Source organism: Erythrobacter insulae, assembly GCF_007004095.1.
Taxonomy (GTDB): domain Bacteria; phylum Pseudomonadota; class Alphaproteobacteria; order Sphingomonadales; family Sphingomonadaceae; genus Erythrobacter; species Erythrobacter insulae.
In genome coordinates this window covers 938,960-960,281 of sequence record NZ_VHJK01000001.1, presented here as the reverse complement: position 1 = coordinate 960,281, position 21,322 = coordinate 938,960, and the positions used below count along the sequence as shown (strand labels likewise).

General features: G+C 57.9%; 20 protein-coding genes. 6 read left to right on the top strand and 14 right to left on the bottom strand.

Annotated elements, in window-relative coordinates:
• Positions 1 to 3: 3 nt before the first annotated feature.
• The 3 genes from FGU71_RS04565 to xth form a co-directional block, all read right to left on the bottom strand.
• Positions 4 to 516, bottom strand: coding sequence for a GNAT family N-acetyltransferase (locus FGU71_RS04565; protein ID WP_142787461.1), 513 nt, complete (start codon positions 514 to 516; stop codon positions 4 to 6).
• Positions 513 to 1,493, bottom strand: coding sequence for a GTP cyclohydrolase II (gene ribA, locus FGU71_RS04560; protein WP_234035639.1), 981 nt, complete (start codon positions 1,491 to 1,493; stop codon positions 513 to 515). Before ribA ends, FGU71_RS04565 begins: the two co-directional genes overlap by 4 nt.
• Before the next feature lie 86 nt (positions 1,494 to 1,579).
• Positions 1,580 to 2,368 carry an exodeoxyribonuclease III gene (xth, locus tag FGU71_RS04555; protein ID WP_142787459.1) on the bottom strand — a complete coding sequence of 263 codons (789 nt, stop codon included), beginning with the start codon at positions 2,366 to 2,368 and terminating at the stop codon, positions 1,580 to 1,582.
• Between the two features lie 102 nt (positions 2,369 to 2,470).
• On the opposite strand from xth, the gene FGU71_RS04550 reads away from it, so the two are divergent.
• On the top strand, positions 2,471 to 3,907 hold the full coding sequence (locus FGU71_RS04550) for an alkaline phosphatase (RefSeq protein WP_142787458.1): 1,437 nt from the start codon (positions 2,471 to 2,473) through the stop codon (positions 3,905 to 3,907).
• 216 nt (positions 3,908 to 4,123) lie between these two features.
• Here the strand turns inward: FGU71_RS04550 and FGU71_RS04545 are convergent, their stop codons facing one another.
• The 5 genes from FGU71_RS04545 to pabB all read right to left on the bottom strand — a co-directional run bounded on the left by FGU71_RS04545 (position 4,124) and on the right by pabB (position 8,227).
• On the bottom strand, positions 4,124 to 4,807 hold the full coding sequence (locus FGU71_RS04545) for a LolA family protein (protein WP_234035638.1): 684 nt from the start codon (positions 4,805 to 4,807) through the stop codon (positions 4,124 to 4,126).
• A gap of 104 nt (positions 4,808 to 4,911) precedes the next feature.
• Entirely contained in the window at positions 4,912 to 5,079 is a 168-nt protein-coding gene (rpmG, locus tag FGU71_RS04540; RefSeq protein WP_142787457.1) for a 50S ribosomal protein L33, read from the bottom strand.
• 142 nt (positions 5,080 to 5,221) lie between these two features.
• Positions 5,222 to 5,638 (bottom strand): alternative ribosome rescue aminoacyl-tRNA hydrolase ArfB, encoded by a 417-nt coding sequence (arfB, locus tag FGU71_RS04535; protein ID WP_142787456.1) that lies wholly within the window; start codon positions 5,636 to 5,638, stop codon positions 5,222 to 5,224.
• Positions 5,631 to 6,425 (bottom strand): RluA family pseudouridine synthase, encoded by a 795-nt coding sequence (locus FGU71_RS04530; RefSeq protein WP_142787455.1) that lies wholly within the window; start codon positions 6,423 to 6,425, stop codon positions 5,631 to 5,633. Before FGU71_RS04530 ends, arfB begins: the two co-directional genes overlap by 8 nt.
• Positions 6,422 to 8,227 (bottom strand): aminodeoxychorismate synthase component I, encoded by a 1,806-nt coding sequence (gene pabB, locus FGU71_RS04525; RefSeq protein ID WP_142787454.1) that lies wholly within the window; start codon positions 8,225 to 8,227, stop codon positions 6,422 to 6,424. The genes FGU71_RS04530 and pabB overlap by 4 nt, the downstream gene beginning before the upstream one ends.
• Positions 8,228 to 8,335: 108 nt before the next feature.
• Between pabB and FGU71_RS04520 the strand changes: the two genes are divergently transcribed.
• Complete coding sequence (locus tag FGU71_RS04520; RefSeq protein ID WP_142787453.1) at positions 8,336 to 9,910, top strand: helicase HerA-like domain-containing protein; 1,575 nt, start codon at positions 8,336 to 8,338, stop codon at positions 9,908 to 9,910.
• A gap of 42 nt (positions 9,911 to 9,952) precedes the next feature.
• On the opposite strand, the gene FGU71_RS04515 is transcribed toward FGU71_RS04520, so the two are convergent.
• The 6 genes from FGU71_RS04515 to FGU71_RS04490 all read right to left on the bottom strand — a co-directional run bounded on the left by FGU71_RS04515 (position 9,953) and on the right by FGU71_RS04490 (position 15,954).
• On the bottom strand, positions 9,953 to 11,404 hold the full coding sequence (locus tag FGU71_RS04515) for a sensor histidine kinase (RefSeq protein ID WP_234035637.1): 1,452 nt from the start codon (positions 11,402 to 11,404) through the stop codon (positions 9,953 to 9,955).
• Complete coding sequence (locus FGU71_RS04510; protein WP_142787452.1) at positions 11,401 to 12,144, bottom strand: response regulator; 744 nt, start codon at positions 12,142 to 12,144, stop codon at positions 11,401 to 11,403. Before FGU71_RS04510 ends, FGU71_RS04515 begins: the two co-directional genes overlap by 4 nt.
• 130 nt (positions 12,145 to 12,274) lie before the next feature.
• Positions 12,275 to 12,988 (bottom strand): EF-hand domain-containing protein, encoded by a 714-nt coding sequence (locus FGU71_RS04505; RefSeq protein WP_142787451.1) that lies wholly within the window; start codon positions 12,986 to 12,988, stop codon positions 12,275 to 12,277.
• A 287-nt stretch (positions 12,989 to 13,275) separates the two neighbouring features.
• Positions 13,276 to 13,671: a cupin gene (locus FGU71_RS04500; RefSeq protein ID WP_142787450.1), complete on the bottom strand. Its 396-nt coding sequence runs from the start codon at positions 13,669 to 13,671 to the stop codon at positions 13,276 to 13,278.
• Positions 13,668 to 14,051: a VOC family protein gene (locus tag FGU71_RS04495; protein WP_142787449.1), complete on the bottom strand. Its 384-nt coding sequence runs from the start codon at positions 14,049 to 14,051 to the stop codon at positions 13,668 to 13,670. The genes FGU71_RS04500 and FGU71_RS04495 overlap by 4 nt, the downstream gene beginning before the upstream one ends.
• 85 nt (positions 14,052 to 14,136) lie before the next feature.
• Positions 14,137 to 15,954 (bottom strand): aminopeptidase P family protein, encoded by a 1,818-nt coding sequence (locus FGU71_RS04490; protein ID WP_142787448.1) that lies wholly within the window; start codon positions 15,952 to 15,954, stop codon positions 14,137 to 14,139.
• Between the two features lie 134 nt (positions 15,955 to 16,088).
• On the opposite strand from FGU71_RS04490, the gene FGU71_RS04485 reads away from it, so the two are divergent.
• The 4 genes from FGU71_RS04485 (at position 16,089) to FGU71_RS04470 (ending at position 21,316) form a co-directional block, all read left to right on the top strand.
• A complete protein-coding gene (locus FGU71_RS04485) occupies positions 16,089 to 18,266 on the top strand; it encodes a S9 family peptidase (RefSeq protein WP_142787447.1) in 2,178 nt (725 codons plus the stop codon).
• Positions 18,263 to 18,661 (top strand): acyl-CoA thioesterase, encoded by a 399-nt coding sequence (locus tag FGU71_RS04480; protein WP_142787446.1) that lies wholly within the window; start codon positions 18,263 to 18,265, stop codon positions 18,659 to 18,661. Before FGU71_RS04485 ends, FGU71_RS04480 begins: the two co-directional genes overlap by 4 nt.
• A gap of 124 nt (positions 18,662 to 18,785) precedes the next feature.
• Positions 18,786 to 20,129 (top strand): porin, encoded by a 1,344-nt coding sequence (locus tag FGU71_RS04475; RefSeq protein ID WP_234035636.1) that lies wholly within the window; start codon positions 18,786 to 18,788, stop codon positions 20,127 to 20,129.
• Positions 20,130 to 20,242: 113 nt separating this feature from the next.
• Positions 20,243 to 21,316, top strand: coding sequence for a substrate-binding domain-containing protein (locus FGU71_RS04470; RefSeq protein WP_142787444.1), 1,074 nt, complete (start codon positions 20,243 to 20,245; stop codon positions 21,314 to 21,316).
• Positions 21,317 to 21,322 lie beyond the last annotated feature (6 nt).

Sequence of the window (21,322 nt, the reverse complement as noted above, 5' to 3'; positions counted from 1 at the left end):
GCCTTATCCGAAAGCCGGTGCAAAGCGGGTTTCCCCGCTGGGCAGTTCACCATCGAGCAGCATGCATTGGAAATATTCGGGCGGCGCGCCTTTATAGGTAAGCTGCGGTTCGTGCACGAAGCCAAAGCGCGGATAGTAAATGTTACTGCCCAGCAGGACGATACCCTTCGCGCCCGCCGCACGCAGATCGGCAATTCCGCGTTCGATCAGAGCGCTGCCAACGCCTTTCTTCTGCAATTCGGGCCAGACGGACACCGGGCCAAGCCCATACCAATCGCGTGTTCCATCGCTGATGGTGACCGGCGAAAAGGCGATATGGCCAACGATCCGCTCAACATCCTCTGCGACCAGTGAAAGCGTCAGATCGCTTGCGGCGCGCAAGCGATCAATCAGATCTGGTTCGTCACCATCGGCAAACGGCATGTCTTTGAATGCCGCTGTGGTCAGCGCGTGGATCGTCTTCTCGTCTCCTGCCGCCTCAGGCCGGATGGTAATCGGCATCTGCGCGCTTTTCATTTCAGCAGATGCCCTGATCTGTCGCGTTTGGTGGCCAAATATCGCGCATTGTGCGGATTATCAGGCAATTGATGCTGAACCCGTTCGGCCACTTCGATGCCGGCACTGGCAAGCGCATCGACCTTGGCCGGATTGTTCGTCATCAAGCGGATTTTCCGGGCACCGAGCAAATCCAGCATTCGCGCGGCGGTCGCAAAATCGCGGGCCTCATCCGGCAGGCCCAATCGTTGATTGGCATCGACCGTATCGAAACCGGCGTCTTGCAAGCTGTAGGCGCGCAGCTTGTTCACCAGCCCGATGCCGCGCCCTTCCTGACGCATGTATAGCAGCGCGCCCCAGCCCCCGGTTTGTGCGGCGTGATCGGCCATTGCGTGCAGCGCAGCGTCCAATTGCGGCCCGCAGTCGCATTTCAAACTGCCGAGAATATCGCCCGTCAGACATTCCGAGTGCAACCGCACCAGCGGCGCACGATCGCCGTTCTGATTTCCGATAATCAACGCGACATGTTCGCGGGTATCGGCGGAAGATCGAAACGCCACGATTTCCGCGTTTTCGCTGGCCGTCACCGGCAATTTTGCGCGGGTAATAATGCGCAGTGACCCCGATTGGGTGTAAGCGCCGATATCGTTTGCGGTAATCGAATGGGCCTCGCCCGCATTGTCAGGATTGACCATAAAGGCCGGCAAAATACCGGCGATCCGCGCCAGCTCCATCGCTGCGTCCGCCGCTTCGGCCCATTCAATCGCCGCCGCGCGGAACGGGCCTTTGAATGGATTGCGCAGATCAAGCGCGGGATCCGCAATCGGCACCGCGCTGAGAAGATCGAACGGCTCGCCGCCGCGGATCAAAACCGGCGCGTGGGGCACGGCAGCCTCGCGCTGATTGGCGAGCTTTAGAGTGGCCGCGCGGGCGGCAGAAATCAGCATCGAATCGCTGGTCGCGGCGCTGGCAATTGCGGTTTCAACCGGGAGCAGCACGGGTCCGTCTGCAAACGCCAGCGGCCAGCCATGGCGCAGCGCATCAACTGCCTGTGCGGCGCGGCGTGCGGGAGATACCGTCTCGCTCAGAGATCGAACTCCGTGATGAGCGGGATATGGTCAGACGGTTTTTCCCAGCTGCGCGCTTCTTCGAGTATCCGGTGCCCCGTTGCCTGTTTCGCCAGCGCCTCGCTCGCCCACATATGATCCAGCCGCCGGCCGCGATCATTCTTGCGCCAATCGGGCGAGCGGTAGGACCACCAGCTGAAATAACGATCAGGATCTTGAATAAATTCGCGGCCCAGATCGACAAACCCATGAGCGTCCTTGAACCGCTGCAACGTTTCCACCTCAAGCGGCGTATGGCTCACGACTTTCAGCAGTTGTTTATGGCTCCAGACGTCGCTTTCAAGCGGGGCGATGTTGAAATCCCCGACGATCAAAGTGGGCCGATGCACCGTGTCTGCCCAACGGGTCATACGCTCCAGAAAATCCAGCTTCTGACCGAATTTCGTGTTCTTCTCTCGATCAGGAATGTCGCCGCCTGCAGGGACATAGACGTTTTCGACCACCATATCCTTGCCGACAATCTCAACGCCGATATGGCGTGCTTCGCCATTATCCTGCCAATCGTGGCGCGATATTTCGCGGATCGGCAGACGGCTGACAGTGGCGACCCCGTGATAGCCTTTTTGTCCGCAAACCGCCTGATGCTTATACCCCATTTCGGCCAGCGCCTCGGCGGGAAACTTGTCATTCTCGCATTTGATTTCCTGAAGGCACAGCACATCAGGGGCCTCATCGCGGAGGTAGTGTTCGACAATCGGCAGGCGCAGGCGGACCGAATTGATATTCCAGGTGGCTACAGAAATCATGCCAATGCACTTAGGGTGATGGCGATAGTCTCACAAGGTTTAGCTTTCCCGTCATATCGTAAGGCGATAGCGTGTCGCCAAATCGTTTCTGGAGACCGAATTATGATCCGCACGCGCCTTTTTACTGCCGCCCTGTTGGCAACTACGCTGCCCATCGCCGCCTGCACTCCGCCTGAGGGGACCTATGCAATGCAGAGCGTGGGCTCGGTAGCGCCCGAGGCACCGGCAAAGGCCAAGAATGTGATCCTGTTTATCGGCGACGGGATGGGCATATCGACCATCACGGCGGCGCGCATTTACGAAGGTCAAAAAAGGGGTGAGACTGGCGAGGAAAACCTGCTTAGTTTTGAAAAGTTCGAAAATGTTGCGTTGGTTAAAACATACAATAGCAATGCTCAGGTTCCGGATAGCGCGGGCACAGCAACAGCGATGCATTCCGGTGCGAAAACCAATATCGGCCTGCTTGGCGTTGGGACCGGCACCGTCCGCGGTGATTGCGCATCCGGCCTTGCAAACCCGCTGCCGCTGCTGGGTGAAGAGGCCAAAGATAAAGGCCTTGCGCTTGGTATCGTTTCGACCGCTCGCATTACCCATGCGACCCCTGCCAGCGTCTATGCCCGCAGCGCGGATCGCAATTGGGAAGCAGATGCGGCCATTCCCGAAGACGAGCGCGGTAAAGGGTGCAAGGACATTGCAACCCAGCTGATCGAAGCCGATTGGGACGTTGCGCTGGGCGGCGGGCTCGGTTCATTTTATGGCGAAGGCACCGATGATACCGGGCGCAGGCTCAATGCAGACGCAAACCTGCCTGCTGACTGGATGACACGCACCGGAGGCACCTTTGTGCGCAGTTCGGACGCGATGAACGCGGCGCCGATGGACAAACCATTGCTAGGCGTCTTTTCGCCAAGCCATATGACTTACATGGCCGAGCGGATGGACGGCAAAGGTCAGAGCGAACCCACTCTTACTGAAATGACCGCGCAAGCGATCACACGGATCAAATCGGATCCCAATGGCTATTACCTGATGGTAGAATCGGGCCGGATTGACCACGGACACCATGCTGGCAAGGCGGGCTTTGCACTCGAAGAAACGGTCGAGTTTGCGCGGGCGATCCAGTACGCTGTCGACAATACGGATCCCGAAGAAACGCTGATCCTGGTTACTGCGGATCACAGCCACGTCTTTACCATTGCTGGCTATCCTCGGCGCGGGAATGATATTCTGGGATTGGTCGTACCGCCCGAAGGCGGCGGCGATGAAGTCGCAGAGGTTTCCAAAGCCGCCGATGGCAAGCCTTACACCACGCTGGGTTATGCCAACGGGCCCGGCGCGATTGCCAATCTGGCAGAACGGCCAATACCCGAAACAGGGATCAATGCGCAGCAACAAGCCGCGATTCCGACCGATAGCGAAACGCATGCCGGTGAAGATGTCGCGCTTTATGCAACCGGCCCCGGTTCCGACAAAGCGCGCGGCGTGATTGAGCAGAATGTCATTTATGACATCATTCGCAAGGCGTTCGGCTGGGAGTAAGAACGAAAAAACCCCTGTCTCGGGGGCGATGAGACAGGGGTTCCGTATTAGCGTTCGTCACGCTTGTACAAGGCAGTCTTCGCAAAGAGCTGGCAACAGGGGGGAAACCTGCCCTTCAACCACCTTATGACGTATTATTACGCCAAACTGGCTTTCAGCTATATGAATGAAACCCTAGTTTTGTCGCATTCATACAACTTTACAGGGCCGAGCCGTTCAGCGTGGGCGACGGGATGACTGGCGCGGATCTTTGAACTGAAATGTGCTTTCGGCGACCGAGACACCATAGCGATGATTCGAAAGCCGCACGGTGGTCCGGTGATTTTGCGCATCCAGCGCGACCCAATGGGTCAATTGCATTCCGCCCGGCGCGCCGGGATTGCTGACGAAGATCAGATTCATCACACCAAATTCGGGGCGTTTGGGATCGCGGACCTCGATACTCAAGACATCGGAAGAACTGGTCGGCATCAGTTTGCCGTATTTCTTCACATCCCGGTTTGGATCGAGCAACGCGCCAAGGGGCGAATTCTTGATTGGCCAGCGTTCGACCTGATTGACCTCGTAATCCACCATATACAGCGATTTGCCGTTTGAGATGACGAGCAAGTCAGCGTCTTTGCCGTAATCGAACCGGATTTTTCCGGGGCGTTTCAGGGTCATCGTACCGCGCGCAACATTGCCGGCACGGTCAGTCTGGGAAAAATCGGCGCGCATCGTGGAGATCGCCCGCAATGCGTTCACCGCACGGTCCAGTTTGGCTTCGTTTGATTGTGCCTGCGCCGCTGGCACCGCAGTGAACGGAGCGAATACGGGCAGGGCAAACGCAATTGCGCCGGCGCAGGCTGCGGCAGCGAATCGTTTGGATCGGGTTTTTAAAATAGAGGTCAGCATCATCATGCCCCAGTCGTTAAGGACAAAGCGTTGAACTGCGGCTGAACTATTAAAAATGCAAGCAGCAAGGTTGGCGCGCTATGACTAGACAAGCGCGTCCGCGTCAGATCTTACTTGATCTTCGCTTCCTTGAACTCGACGTGCTTTTTCGCGACCGGATCGTATTTACGGAACACCATTTTCTCGGTGATGTTACGCGGGTTCTTTTTGGTCGTGTAGTAAAAGCCCGTGCCCTCGGTCGAGACGAGCTTGATCTTGACGGTTGCGGGCTTCGCCATGGCGGTATCCTAAGTCTGTCTGATGGGCCGATATCGGCCAGAAAACACAAAACGGCGCGCCCGGCCCAAGCGGGGCATCGCCGATAGAAGCGCGCCATTCGCCGATTCCCGTGGAAAAGTCAAGCGCGCAAGGGCGCAGACTTTACCAATCGGACCGGCTCACCTTGCCGCGTTTTGCTTTGACATCGCCGCGCGCCTTTTTGGTTTTCAATCGTTTTGTTTTACCGATCCGGTTGATTCGCGTTTTGGCCCGCTTTTTCGGCTGGCGATGGGCCTCTTCGAGCATATCCTCCAGCTTTTCACGCGCGGCTTGCCGATTGGCGTCTTGGGTCCGGTGTTGACGCGCGGTGATCAACAGATCGCCCGCTGTGGTCAGCTTGGACCCTGCTAGATCACGCAGACGCGCAAAGACTGGCGGCGATAGGCGCAGCGCATAGATATTGACGCGCAATTGTACCTCGGTCGCGACCTTATTGGCATTTTGGCCGCCGGGGCCGGACCCCGCCAGAAAGCTCTCTTCGGCAAGCGCATGAGCGCGATCAAGAAGAGAGTTATCCATTGTCCGATGCGGTGTCGGGTGCGGTGTCAGTTGTGGTGTCAGGTGTGGCAGCGGGTGCGGCAATGTGCTCTGCGTCTGGTTGAGGCGCGCGCGCCGGTGAGGCCGGCGGTTCGGGCGCAGTCAGGCCAGCGCGTTCAAAATCCTCCGGGAACGGCGCAAACGCGCTGATCGGATCTTTGCCTTCGCGGATTATGTGGATCGCCTCTGCATGCAACATAGTGCGCGGCGCGCCTTTATTCTGGCCACGCACCGGGCCGTAAACCGGATCACCCAGCAGCGGTGCGCCAAGGCCTTGCAGCGCGTGAACACGCAGCTGATGCGTGCGGCCCGTTTCAGGCCGGAAACGAATAAGCGAGCGTTTCTTGTCGCCTTCGCCAATCGTCTGCAGCAGCTCCCAATGCGAAACGGCGGGCTTGCCTTTTTTGGCGGCGATCATGCGCCAGCCTTTTTCAGCCGAGCTGATCTTGGACAGATTGAGCGAAATCGTGCCTGATTGTTCGGCAGGTTCGAAATCGATGATGGCCAGATAGGTCTTGCCCACCAGGCGATCTTCAAACGCTTTATTGAACCGTTTGAGCGATTTGGGATTGCGCGCCATCAAAAGACAGCCGCTGGTATCAGTGTCCAGCCGGTGGACGGCAACTGGCGGGCGTTGAAAACCCAGCTTCAATTGTTCGATATGATCGAACAGCGCAGGCCCACCGCGTTTCGGTCGGTCAACAGGAAGGCCAGCAGGCTTGTTGATCACAAGCGCCTCGCCGTCTTCAAACAGGATTGGAATATTCATATTAGCGTGCCTTTGAACAGGCCGCGCACAGCATTGCCGAGCATAAAGCCATTGGTAAGATCATCGAGCGTCAGGTCCGCTTCGCGCGCCTGATCTTTCTCGATCAGATATTCGCGCAATACGCCCGGCAACAGTCCGGATGATGCGCGCGGGGTCAGGAACATCCCACCCCGTTCGACAAAGATGTTGGTGGTGCTGCCTTCGGTTACAAGTCCATCTTCGCGGACCAGTATTGCCTCATCCGCGCCCATGCCCTTTGCCGCGGCCAGCGCATCTGCATAAAATCCGCGATCCGATGTCTTGTGAGACAGCCGCCAATCGGACGGATCGAGCGGGTTGGGCAAAGCAATCACTTTTGCAGGCTCGCCGCGCGGTTCGGGCATCGGCCCTGTTTCCAGAGCGGTTGCCCCGCTGCGAGCAGACAGCAAGCGGATCTTGGCTGGCTCTTCAAGGTCAAAACACAGGGCATGGATCTGATTGCGCGCAGCGTGCCGGTCAAATTCAAAACCCAGTTCAGCCGCGCTCTTTTTCATCCGCGCAAGATGCAGTTCCAGCAGCGCGATGCCATTTTCAGGATCAAACGCCATCGTTTCGATCAAATCAAAGGCAGCGGCGCTGTGGTCTGGCGAAGACCGCCGGACAAAGCCCGCTTTCACTTCGCATTCGCGGCGCTCAGCCAGCGGATCGCTATCCGCCACAATAGCCGATCCGATGCCAAGCACGGCGCTGCCCTGATCATTTTCAATCGGAGTCAGCCGCAGGGTCCGTATCGCGACATTGAAAGCAGAATTACCGTCTTCATCGATCCGCCCGATGGCGCCGCAATACGGCCCGCGCGCATCGCGCTCATGCTCGTTGATCAGCTCCATCGCGCGGATTTTGGGCGCGCCGGTGATCGAACCGCACGGGAACAAAGCCCGCACCAAATCCATCGCGCCCTTGTCCGGTGCAAGCTGCGCGCGAACGCTGGAAACCATTTGATGCACGGTGGGATAGCTCTCAATCGCGAAAGGGGCATCGACACGCACGCTGCCCGGCACCGCCACCCGGCTCAGATCATTGCGCATCAGATCAACGATCATCAGGTTTTCGGCTTTGTCTTTGACCGATCCGGCCAATTCTTCAGCCAAAGCGGCATCGCTTGATTTGTCGTGCCCGCGCGGTCGCGTGCCTTTCATCGGTTTGGCTTTGGCTTGGTCCCCGTCCAGCGCCACGAATAACTCAGGCGAAAAGCTGAGCAGCCAGTGCGAACCGTCGAACACCATTCCGCCATACCCCGCTTGCGCCGCGCCGCGCAGCGCGCTGTACAATGCCACAGGGTCTCCGCGATACGAACCAGCCAGAGGATAGGTGAGGTTGGCCTGATAGATATCGCCCGCATGGATTGCCTCCCGCAAAGCGGCAAAGGCCGCTTCGTACCCGCCCGGCGATAGCTGAGGTTCCAAAGGCCCGATCGAAGCGGAGCCTTCACTGCGCTCTGTCAGCCATGCCGGTACATCAGCGGCCGCAATCCGAACGGGATCATCGAACAGGCCCAACCAGACAAGCGGCCCTGCCGCTCCGCTGCGGGCATCGGCCGATCCGGTCAGCTTTGGTTCCAATGCCAATCCGGCTTCGTAACCGATATAGCCTGCCAAATGCCCGCCCCGGGCGCGCGAATCTTCTGCCAGGGCAAGCACATTTTCGACCTCGTCCGGACGGTAGGCGACGAAAATTTCGCGGGGGCTCTCGTAAAAAAGCGTATCCGCCGCGCCATCGCTGCGCGCATCATCCAGCAGGAGAAAAGGCTTCGTCTGACCCATCCATCCTGCCTTAGCCAATTGCGCTCTCAAGTCGAGTGCTTGACCGCTCCGCTTTGGCTATGCAGAGCCTTTATCGGACAAATTTTTGTGTGAGGAACCATCAGACACATGAGCGATATCTTTCTCGGCCTCGGCGGCAATGGCGAAAATCAGAATCTCGCGCTGAGCCGGGCGAACCGCCACGGATTGATCGCAGGCGCGACCGGCACCGGTAAAACGGTGACGCTCCAGGGGATTGCGGAAAGCTTTTCTGCCAATGGTGTCCCCGTATTTGTGGCCGATGTGAAAGGCGATCTTTCGGGCATCGCGATGCCGGGTTCGCCGACTTTCAAACATGCCGATAAATTGGAAGGGCGGGCCAAGGAATTGGGCATGGACGATTATGCCTATTCCGATAATCCGGTGGTGTTCTGGGATTTGTTCGGCGAGCAAGGTCACCCGATCCGCACCACAATCACCGAAATGGGTCCACTTTTGCTCGCGCGGCTGCTTGATCTCAACGACACGCAAGAAGGCGTGCTGCAGATCGTATTCAAACACGCTGATGAAAACGGCCTGCTGCTGCTCGATTTCGGCGATCTGCAATCCCTGCTTCAATTTGCGCATGAAAATGCGAGCGAATTGTCTGGCGTATACGGCAATGTATCAAAGCAATCTGTAGGGGCGATCCAGCGGCAATTGCTGAGTTTTGAAGCGCAAGGCGCGGACCATTTCTTTGGTGAGCCGGCGCTTGAGATCGACGATTTCCTGAAGGTTGACGAAAACGGACGCGGCCATGTGAACGTGCTCGCCGCAGACACGTTGATGCGCAGCCCCAAACTGTATGCGACGTTTCTGCTGTGGTTGCTCGCCGAACTGTTTGAAACACTGCCCGAGGTCGGTGACCCTGACAAACCCAAGCTCGTCTTTTTCTTTGATGAAGCGCACTTGCTATTCGATGATGCGCCCAAAGCGCTGCAGGAAAAGATTGAGCAGGTCGTCCGCCTGATCCGGTCCAAGGGCGTGGGTGTATTTTTTGTCACACAAAATCCGATCGACATCCCCGAAGAGGTCGCAGGCCAGCTGGGCAACCGCGTCCAACACGCACTGCGCGCCTTTACCAAGCGCGATCAGCGCGCGATCAAAGCCGCCGCCGAAACGTTCCGCATCAATGATGACCTTGATACCGAAGAAGTCATAACCGAATTGAAAGTGGGTGAGGCGCTGGTTTCAACGCTGGACGAAGATGGCGCGCCGACAATCGTGCAACGCACCTTGATCAAACCGCCGCGTTCGCGCCTTGGCCCGCTCAACAAAAAAGAGCGTGCAATCATCCAGTCGATTAGCCCATTTGATGGCAAGTATGACGAAGTCGTCGACCGCGAAAGCGCCGAAGAGATCCTGGCTCAGAAAGCTCAGGATGCGGTCGAAACTGCCGAGGAAGTCGCCGAGCAAGGCGAAGAGGAGGTGCGCAAGCGGCCTCGCAAAACCAAGTCGATGTGGGAGAAAGCCATTTCGCGCGGGACCAAGGTCGCTGCAGGCGGCATGGCAGGGGCAGCGGCCGCTGCGGTGCTGGGCAAGAAAAGCCGCTCCAATCCGATGGCTTCGGGCATCACTTCGGCCGCCGGATCAATCGCGACAGATCTGGCCGGACCCATCGCAGGCCGGTTTGTGCGTAATCTGATTGGCGGATTGATGCGGTAGGCATCCGGCCTGATGGCCAGACATCCGGGCACCTGTTCCCGATTATCGAAGCGGAAGAGCGATCTCGGCGCGCAAACCGCCGCGACCGCGATTGGACAGCGTCAGCGTGCCGCCATGTTGCTCTGCAATGGCCCGTGCGAGCGTTAGGCCAAGGCCCGCGCCCCCTGTGGTGCGGTTGCGCGAGGCCTCGCCTCGGGTGAACGGTTCCAGCATGTCTGACAGCTGGTCTTCGGGAATGCCCGGGCCGTTATCCTCGACCGCAAGCGTGGCCTGCCCGTCCACCTCTGCAATCGTCACGCGGGCCGCGCCGCCATAACGCACCGCATTGCTGACCAGATTGCGCAGCGCCCGTTTCAACCAGGTGACCTGCACATTGGCAACCACGCGCGGCGGATCGTCCATTGTGACCGGCTCGCCCAGATCTTCAAATTCTTCGACCACACCGCTCGCAAGAGCTCCAAGATCGGCGGCTTCTGCGCCAGTATGCGATTTGCCCACCCGTGCCAGTGTCAGGATATCATCGAGTGTCGCGGTGATATCCTCAATCGAATCGGCCATGCGCGCGCGCTGATTTTCATCCGGCACGCTTTCGATGCGCACCCGCAGGGCGGCGAGCGGTGTTTTGAGATCATGCCCGATCGCGCCAAGCATGACGTCTTTTTCATTGAGCATCGATGTGATGCGGGTTTCCATCGCATTATGCGCTGCGATGAGCTGCCGGGTATCGGACGGGCCGCTTTCCGTGAGCAAGACGGTTTTGTCAGGCCGGCGGGAGAAATCCGTTAGGCGCTCTGTCAAAAGCGCCAGGGGTTTGGTGATGCGTCTCAAGACGAAAAACAACAGCAGCACCAGCACCGCAAATATCACCGCAGTCTGTAGCGCGATTGCACCGATACCGCCCGATACGCGGGGCGGCTCTGGAACCCTGACAGTCAACCAGCCAGCCCGATCGGCGCGCTCGACCGACGCGATCAGAACAGAGCGCGCTTCCCAATCGGGCCCGCGCATGCGGGGTCTGCGCTCCATTGCATCCTGAACAAAAGCGTCTTCACCGGCGAGCCGGCGCGTGATCATAATATCGCCGACAACGAGATCTTGCGCCTCCAGCACATCGCGCAAAGTGATTTCATAACCGGACAAACGGTTTTCGGTATCTGAGATTGCGCTTGTTTCGCTGCGTTCGATACCCAGCCGCAGAGGACGCGAAAACGCCGGTCCTGTGCCTGCTCTACGGGGGCGATCCGCACTTGCATTTTCGCCTGCAGCCGCGCGGCGCAGGGCGCGCAACCGGTTGCGACGCTCTGCTCTTGGCCGATCCCCGCGCGCTCGATCATCAATCAGGCGAAATGCAAGCGCGCTGACCGATGCGGTTTCGCGCCGATCTTCGGCTGCACGGTACAGCAGCACGGCCGAAATGGATTGTGCGACAAGCAGGCCGAAGGCCAGCACCAACATGACCTGACCAAACAGGCTGGAAGGGACAAACCGCATCATGATGGGCGCGGCGGCTCGATCCGCTGAACCTTGGCAGCAAAGCGATAGCCGCCGCCGCGAACAGTCAGAATGAATTGCGGCTTGCGGGTGTCGCTTTCGATCTTGCGGCGAAGGCGGCTGATTTGATTGTCGACCGCGCGGTCGAAAAGATGTGCTGTGCGTCCTTGGACCATTTCCAGCAATTGATCGCGGTCCAGCACACGGCGCGAATTATCAAGCAACGCGCGCAGAAGCCGGAATTCGGCAGTGGAAATGGGAATGGTGACGCCTTCTGGATCGGTCAATTTGCGCTTTAGCGGATCAAGCTGCCAGCCTTCGAATGTGTAGAACCAGTCCTCGGTTTCGTTCGCAGCCCCGCCCGAGCGGCCAACCCGGCGCAGAACTGTACGGATACGGGCCACCAGTTCGCGCGGCTCGAACGGCTTGACGATGTAATCATCCGCGCCCAGTTCCAGACCGATAATCCGGTCAGTAGGCTCGCTGCGCGCGGTCAGGAAAATCACTGGTAGATTGTGTGTCTCAACCAGATGGCGGCAAAGCGACAATCCGTCTTCGCCCGGCATCATGATATCAAGCAGCACGATGTCGGGTTGAAAATTGATCAGCTCGCTGCGCGCGGCGGCGGCGCTGGCTGCTTCGGTCACGGCAAAGCCCTGTCCGGTCAGATATTCGGCCAACGGTTCGCGCAGAGTCGCTTCATCATCGACCAACAGGATCGAAATGGAATCATCTTGGCTCATCACTGTATCATCCCGGCTTTGTCATGAATGAAGACCAGCCCGGCGCGCAACCTTTAAGAGGTTTCGAGCCGGGCTGGCGGAGGAATGATCTGGCAAACCGAAGGGGCCGGATCCGTGCGGGATTGGCGTTTTACTGGCCGCGCGCACCGCGGCGTTCGCCCTTTTGGCCGCGCTTTCCGCGGCGCTCTTTCATAGCGGCCTTGGCTGCTTCGCGTTCTTCGGCTGTGATCGTGCCCGAGCTGTCTGTATCGACTCGTGCAAAGCGGGCTTCGACCGCCGCGTCGAATTCTGCACGGCTCACGCTTTCATCGCCATTGGTGTCGGCGCTGCGCATCATACGCATGACGCCTTTGCCGCCGCCGCGTCCGCCGCGCCGCATTTCACCACGTTTACCGCGGCGTTCACCGCGCGCTTCGCTGCGCTTTTCTTTGCCAGCTTCCATTTCGGCCTGGGACAGCGCGCCGCTGCCATCAGTGTCCAGGCGTTCCATGCGGGCTGCCTTGCGCTCGGCACGGCGCGCTTCGCGTGATGCTGTGCGCGCTTCACGGGCTGCGGTCATTTCTTCGGAGCTCAATTCACCATCATTGTTGGTGTCGGCCTCAGCAAAACGTGCCGCGCGGCGTGCGGCGCGGTCTGCTGCGTTGATTACGCCGTCATTGTTGATATCCATCCGGGCGAAGCGCGTTGCGGAGTGTGCTTTGGTCTCTGCGAGCGAGATGATACCATCGCCGTTTGCATCAGCGGCCATGGGTCCGCGCTTTGCATCGCTTTGATTTGCGAAAGCGATGCCGGTTCCGCCGGCTGCCAAAACTACGGCTGCGAGGCCAAGGGTGATATTACGCATTGTGGTTCTCCAGTATCATGATCTCATTATGAGAGCTGCGACAGGCGACCAAAACACAATGGCGACAAAAGGGGATAGTCGCTCATCATCAGGGGCTTGAGGGGGAAACACCTGAAGGCAAACCCGCCGCAACTCATGACGCTTGTTCTAGAGGGTGTGTGTCGCAGTATTATCCCCGATTACCGGCAAATTGTCGCGCTTTGTATCAGGCAGGCTGCGTCATTCATGGAAGCGCAATTTTTCGCACTATTTCATTCATTTGCCCGCAAGAAACCGATCGCTTTGATTTATCTGGGGCGATGCTGGGTGCCTTCGCCGGCTGTTATGAAGATTGCAGTCGCGCTCTCTTCCACGTCGGCGATATGCCACACACCTGGCGGATTGATCGCATACTCGCCTGCGCAAAGGGCGATATCTTCGCGCTTCCCGTCAGGGTATTCCTGCGTGAGGATCATCGATCCATGGATGTAAATGACAACTTCGCAGCCTTTGGGATGCATTTCCCACGAATCCCATCCTTCGGTGAAAGTGTGCTGCGACACGAGCCGGCCTTCCGGACCGTCACTCCCATGGCGCATCCCATACCCTTCGTACCATTCCGGTCCGTCAAACGGAGGCTGCGGATCGGCGGTTGCGCCAAGGCCAAGGTGAATGAAGGCATCACTCAGCCTGCGCGCGCTCATGATCCGGGTTGCACCATGCAGAACACGTTGAGCTTGTTCCCATCAGGGTCGCGGAAATAGCCGGCATAGAACCCGTCATCGCCGCGTGGACCCGGCGCGCCTTCGTCGCTGCCTCCACCTGCGATGGCTGTATCGTAGACGGCTTTCACTTTTTCCGGCCCGTCCACCTGAAGCGCGACCATTGTGCCATTTCCCGCAGTCGCTTTCTCACCGTCAAAAGGCTGCGTTGCGGCAATGCCGGGCGCGCCGCCCATTTCGCCCCAGGCAATGAACGTATCGAAGTCCATCATCCGCCCGACACCAAAATGTTTGGCGATCGCATCATAGAATTTTGCCGCGCGCGGCAGATCATTGGTGCCCAGAGTAACATAGCCGATCATGATTGCGTTCTCCTGTGGCAAGCCGCTCGATTGCGACTCGCTATACAGGAACATTACTAGAACATTGGTCGGTGCGCAAGAACGCTCAAAGCGGTGCGCATTCCCGTTCCAGCCACGCCAGGTCATCGCCGGAAAGCTGCGGCGCGATCAAATCGCGTACGCGTGCATGATAATCATCCACCCACGCAATCTCGCTATCTGTCAGCAGTTCTTTTGCAATCAGCGTGCGATCAAGCGGCACGAAAGTGAGTGTTTCAAAGCCAAGATACGCGCCTTCTGCGTTGGCGATCTCTTGCTCCACTGTCAGCACCAGATTCTCGATCCGAATGCCGAACTCGCCCGCTTTGTAATAGCCAGGCTCGTTTGACAGGATCATGCCGGCAAACAGCTCCTGACTTGTTCCGGCTTGCCCGCCCGATGGTTTTGCGATCCGCTGAGGGCCTTCGTGCACGCCGAGAAAGCTGCCGACCCCGTGGCCGGTGCCGTGCGCATAATCAACGCCCGCTTCCCAGAGATATTGGCGCGCAAACGCATCAATCTGTCCGCCATTGGTTCCTTGCGGAAAGCGCGCGCGGTCGATCTGGATGTGACCTTTCAGAACGCGGGTGAAGCGATCCTTCATCTCGGCGGTCGGTTCGGCTGAGCCATCGGCGGAATTGATCCACACCGTGCGGGTGATGTCGGTTGTGCCCGCCGGATATTGCCCGCCGCTATCCACCAGATAGATCGAGCCGGGCGGGATGGGAATATTGGTTTCTTCATCCACCTTGTAATGCGGCAGCGCAGCATGGCCCGAGGCAGCGGATATTGTGTCAAACGAAGTGTCGCGCAGATCGCCATGTTCGCGGCGGAACCCTTCGAGCTTGGCCGCAGCCGTCAGCTCGTCAATTTCGCCCGAAGGCGCGTTGACTTCAAGCCAGCGTAGAAAGCGGCTGACCGCAGCGCCGTCACGCTCCTGCGCATCACGGTGGCCCTGCTGTTCAACAGGGTTCTTGATCGCTTTTGCAAGGATCGTCGGGTCTTGTTTGAACACAAAGTTCGCCCCGCCTGCGCGCAAGCCTTGGGCGATGCCGACAACACCGAATTCGGGATCAACGCTTACGCGCTTACCGGCAAATTCGCCAAGCGCGGCTGTGAATTGGTTGCAGTCCCGGATCGTGACTGCATTGCCGAGATGTTGCGTGAGTTCGGGTGTAATTTTTTCCGGCGCCATGAACAGGTCCGCACGCCCATCCTTGTGCGCAATGACATAGGAATGCGCGACTGGCGTATGCTCCACATCGCTGCCGCGAATGTTAAGCAGCCACGCAATGGAATCGAGTGCCGGAATGACCACCGCATCAAGATCATTCGCAGTCAGCCAATCGGCAATTTCGCCCCGCTTTTCCGAAGAGGAGCGCCCTGAAAGTGCATCCTCATGGGAAAAGGCCACGGCATCGGATGGTGCGGGTTGATCGGCCCAGACAGCGTCGATCGGATTGCTGTCCGCAGGCACCATGCGCACGCCTTTGGGCTCGACTTCGGCCTCCAGCGCTTCGACCCAGCTCCACGTGTGCAACCATGGATCGTAAGCAATCGCAGCGCCGTCTCCCGCTTTTTCGGTCAGCCATGCGCCCAAACTGTCACCAGGGATGCTGCGATATTCAAACAGGTTGCCATCGACCTGATCTTTCACCTGAACGGTGTAGCGCCCATCGACAAAGATCGCTGCGTGATCGAGCGTGACAGCAGCAAATCCCGCTGATCCTCCAAACCCTGTCAGCCAGTTAAGCCGCTGCGCATAATCCCCGACATATTCGCTCATATGCTCGTCTGAAATGGGAATAACGAAGCCGCTCAGATCGCGGCGTTTCAGCTCTTCACGCAGGGCTTTCAGACGGGCTTCGTGGGTTTGCATAAGCATGGCGGCGATATCCTTGATTCAGTGCATTGGCGCGGTGCTTGCCGCGCGCTTTTGTTTGTATATGACACGCAACATAGAGATGAACCGCGCAGCTTTCCAGCGAAGTGGCAAATCCTGAAGGAGTAACCACCTTTATGAAAACACCCCTGATCGTATCCGCATCGCTCGGCGCGCTTATCGCGCTGGCCCCTGCGATCGCCGCCAATGCATCCCAGAACGAGGACAAAACCCCAGTGACACAAGAGACACCGAAGTCTCCGCCCACCGCCGAAAAGCGTGAGCACAGCTATAGCTATCACGGGATTACGATCTCCGACCCGTACGATTGGCTTTACGACAAATCCTATCCGGTGGTCGATGATGAGGATGTGCTGGATTACATCAAAGCCGAAAACGCATGGTTCGAAGCGCAAATGGCCCCGCAGGCGGAGCTGACCGAGGCCCTGTTCAAGGAAATGCGCGCCCGGATCAAAGAGGATGACAGCACCGTGCCGCAGCGCATGGGCGATTATCTGTATTGGTCCGAGTTTGAAGAGGGTGCGCAATATCGCAAACATTGGCGCAAGCCGGTTGCCGGCGGTGATCCGGTGCTGATCCTTGATCAAAACGAGCTTGCAGAAGGGCTCGAATATTTTCGCCTCGGGGCGCTGTCGATCAGCAAAAGCGGTCGGTACATGGCGTATGCGACCGACACCAACGGATCGGAACGCTACACAGCGCGGATCAAGGATTTGCAAACCGGTGAATTGCTGGATGATGAAATCACCGACCTGCGCGGCGGGCTGACGTGGGTCGCGAATGACACCGGGCTGGTTTACGGACCTGCCAATGAAAATTGGCGTACGCTTGAGGCGAAGCTTCATATTATTGGCACCCCGCAATCAGACGATGTGATCCTGTATAAAGAGGATGACGAAAGCTTTGGCGTGGGCGCGGGCCTCTCTGCTCAGGAAGATTATCTGATCATCGCCACAGGCGACAATGAAACAAGCGAAGTGCGCTTTGTCTCCGCTGATAATCCAACGGGCGAACTGACATTGATCAAGCCCCGCGAGAAAGGCGTAGAATACAGCGCCGATATTCGGGAAGGCGAACTGTTCGTCTGGACCAATGATGATCACATCAATTTCCGGCTGGCCAAGGCGCCGCTGAATACGCCGGACGCATGGGAAACCGTGCTGGCCGGTTCGGATGATTTTTACCTGACCGGATTTGATCTGTTCAAAGATTTCATGGTCACCGAAGGGCGGCTTAACGGTCTCGATCAGGTCCAGATCCGCCAATATGACGCGCCGGATTCGGTTCGCGCCATCGAATTCCCCGAAGCCAGCTACACAGCGGGCCTTTCCAACAATCCCGAATATGACCAGACCAAACTTCGCCTTGCTTATGAGAGCATGATCACGCCGGATACGGTGTTTGATTATGACGTGGCAACGGGATCTCTCGAACAGCTCAAGCAGCAGGAAATTCCAAGCGGTTACGATGCTTCGCTGTACACCACCGAGCGTCTGGAGATTCAGGCGCGCGATGGGACCATGGTACCCGTTAGTGTTGTGATGCGAAAAGACCGCGCTGCGGGCGGGCCGCTGCATCTTTATGCCTATGGCGCGTATGGTTACGCGGTGTCACCGGGCTTTTCGACCACGCGTTTGAGCCTGGTGGATCGCGGGTTTGCCTATGCCATCGCACATATTCGCGGCGGCGATGATCTGGGGCGGCGCTGGTATCTTCAGGGCAAGCTGAATGAGCGGACCAACACGTTCAACGATTTCGTCGATGTCGGGCGCGGGCTGATTGAAAAAGGCTACACCGCCGAAGGCAAAGTCACTGCCAGCGGCGGCTCGGCTGGCGGCGAGTTGATGGGGGCGATCATCAATCAGGACCCATCGCAATATGGCGCCATTGTCAGCCATGTACCGTTCGTCGATGTGCTGGGCACGATGCTCAACAAAGATCTGCCGCTGACGCCGGGCGAATGGCAGGAATGGGGCAATCCCATCGAGAGCAAGCAGGCCTTCGCCTACATCCTGTCCTACTCGCCATACGACCAAGTCACCGCGCAGGATTACCCGCCGATGCTGGTCACAGCCGGTCTCAACGATCCGCGCGTTACCTATTGGGAGCCTGCCAAATGGGTCGCCAAGCTGCGCGAATACAAGACCGATGACAATGTGTTGTTGATGAAGACCAATATGGGCGCAGGGCACGGCGGCAAATCAGGGCGGTGGAATTCGCTTTACGAGACGGCGGAGGAATTCGCTTTTATCTTGTGGCAAATGGGGATGGCTAAGGAGACCGGCGCGGAGTGACGACACGCTTCACCAAATCCTTTGCCGCCGCACCCGAGCACATTGACGAGCTAGGCCACGTCAACAATTCGGTCTGGGTGCAATGGATTCAGGATCTGGCGACCGCGCATTGGGATGCGGTCGCCGATCCTGCCCACCGCGAGCAATTCTTCTGGGTAGTGATCCGGCACGAGATTGATTATCGCGGCAACATTGCCGCAGGTGAAATTGCGCAGGGCGAGACTTGGATCCCAGACGGCGCGCGCGGCGCGAAATCGGTGCGCCATGTCGAATTTCTCAGCGCGGACGGAAAGACGCTGGTTTCAGCCCAAACGACATGGGCGATGCTGGACCGCGAAACCGGAAGATTGGCGCGGGTCAGGCCCGAAGTGCTTGCCCCATTCCGCGCCGCGTAAGACGCTTGGCTGTTCAACAAGGAAAGGCCGCCGATAATTGACGCGGCGATCAGTCATGGGTTACCCAGCCGCCGTCTGGTTACTTCGAAAGCTGATTATGCATCACAAAATCTCAACGTTGGCTATGGCGGCCACTCTTGCGGCCATCACAACGCCTGCATTCGCACAGGTCGCCGAAGCGCCAGACGAAGAAGCATTACGCCAGGAGCTTGCCGAAATGCGGGCTCAAATGGCGCAAATGGCAGCGCGCATGGAAGCGCTTGAAGCCAGCCTGGCTGAAACCAATGCTGTCGCACAAGACGCCAGCGAACAAATCGCCGATGCTGTTGATACGGGCCAATCTACTCCGGGCCAAACTATCGAATTCAAAGGCATGCCGCAGATCACCGACAAAAGCGGGTGGAGTTTCAAACCGCGCGGCCGGCTGCAATTCGATGCCGGGACGATCGATGTCCCCGGTTCGACCGGGCGCGGCGGGTTTGGCGGCGAAACGCGGCGAGCGCGCCTCGGCGCCTCCGGTGATCTGCCAGGCGGTTTCGGTTATAAATTCGAGTTTGATTTTGCTGCCAGCCAGCTAACCGTGACCGATGCGATCATTTCATATGAAACCGGAGATGCGGAAATCCTAGTCGGCCAATTCAACACCTTTCAGGGGTTGGAGGAATTGACGAGCAGCGTGCACACGAGCTTCATCGAACGCTCAGCTTTTACCGATGCATTTGTATTTGAGCGCCGCGTCGGTGCAGCATTGGTCATAAATAGTGGCGATATCTTGGTCCAGACAGGCGCATTCACCGACAATATGATCGATCTGCCCGGCACCAAGAACTGGAGCCTTGATAGCCGCGTCGTGTACATGCCGAAGATTGGCGAGACACAGCTTCATCTGGGCGGGTCAATTCACTACAACGAGCTGCAAGGCGGATCGACTGTGCGATATCGCCAGCGTCCGCTGGTGCATTTCACGGCGGACAGGTTCATCAACACCGACCGCCTCGATGCAGACAATGAATTCGGATTGGGCTTGGAAAGCGCGATCATTTCCGGCCCATTTCACGCCGCCGCAGAAGTCTATTGGCAGAATGTCGGCCTGTCTGCCGGGATGCAGGACCCCACTTTTTTCGGCGGGTCTATCGAAGCGGGCTATTTCCTGACCAAGGGCGATACGCGCGGCTATAAAAGCGGAACTTTTGACCGCAGCAAACCCGCCAGCGCGGTCGATGATGGCGGGTTCGGGTCGCTGCAAGTGAACCTGCGCTATGACCGGCTTGATCTGAACGATGCTGGAATTATCGGCGGAACGCAGGATGGATATATGGCGTCGCTGGTTTGGAAGCCCACCGATTACACCATGTTGCTCGCCAATTATGCGCACCTTGAATATGGCGATGCGGCATTTCCAACCGGAACCGGCAGCCGCGATTACGCCGCCGATATTATCGCTATGCGGGCGCAGATTGATTTTTAGCCGCTTGTCCCAACACATTGCGTGACTGCTGCCGAGCGGTACGGAGAGTGTAATAAGCGCGTCATACAATCGTAGTAGCTGGCCAACTATATGACATCCGAAGGATCAATTTGATGAAATCGACCAAGACCCTCGCAATTGCCCTGATAGCATCTGTTTCACTCGCCGGTTGCGATAGCGCCGGTGGAGGTGGCTCGCGCGATTCCATTCGTGCTGTCGGATCATCGACGGTTTATCCGTTCGCAAAACAAATTGCCGAAAGCTTTGCGCGGTCGAACCCTGATTACAAATCACCGCTTATCGAATCGACCGGTACAGGCGGCGGGATCCAGCTATTCTGTTCGGGTGAAGGTGCCGATACGCCGGATATGGCGAACGCGTCGCGCCGCATGAAGCTGTCTGAATTCGAACGCTGTCAGGCCAATGGCGTTAACGACATTATCGAATTGCAGGTCGGGCTGGACGGAATTGCCTTTGCCTCTGCCACTGACGGGATTGAACTGAACCTGTCGCCGCGCATCGTGTATGAAGCACTCGCCGCCAATCCGTATGGCGGCGAACAGACTGCAAAGACATGGGCTGATGTCGATCCCTCGCTGCCGGACGAGCCGATTTTGGTTTACGGCCCGCCGAGCACATCGGGAACACGCGACGCTTTGAAAGAGCTCGTTCTTGAAGTCGGCTGCGATACCAATGCCGATATGAAGGCGCTTAAGGAAAGCGACAAAGACGCGCATCAGGCGATCTGCACCGAGGTACGCTCTGACGGTGCCTATGTCGATCAGGGTGAGCAGGACAATCTGATCGTCCAGAAAATCGAAGGCAACCCTCGCTCCGTCGGCGTGTTCGGTTTCTCCTATCTCGAGGAAAACGCCGACAAGGTTAAAGGCCTGCCGATGAATAGCGTCGACCCGACTTATGAGAATATCTCATCATTCGCGTATCCCGGTGCCCGCCCGCTTTTTGTCTATGTCAAAAAAGCGCACATGCGCGCCATTCCCGGACTTGATCTGTATCTCAATGAATGGGTGAAAAACTGGAGCGCAGACGGACCGCTGGCTCGGATTGGTCTGGTCGCTTCACCTGCTGATGTGATGGCCATGAACGAGCGGCGCGTGAACGAAAAAATCACGATGACAGCGGCGGATCTGGGCGGTGCGGCACCGGCAGAAGACGCCGCCGAATAAGCTTCG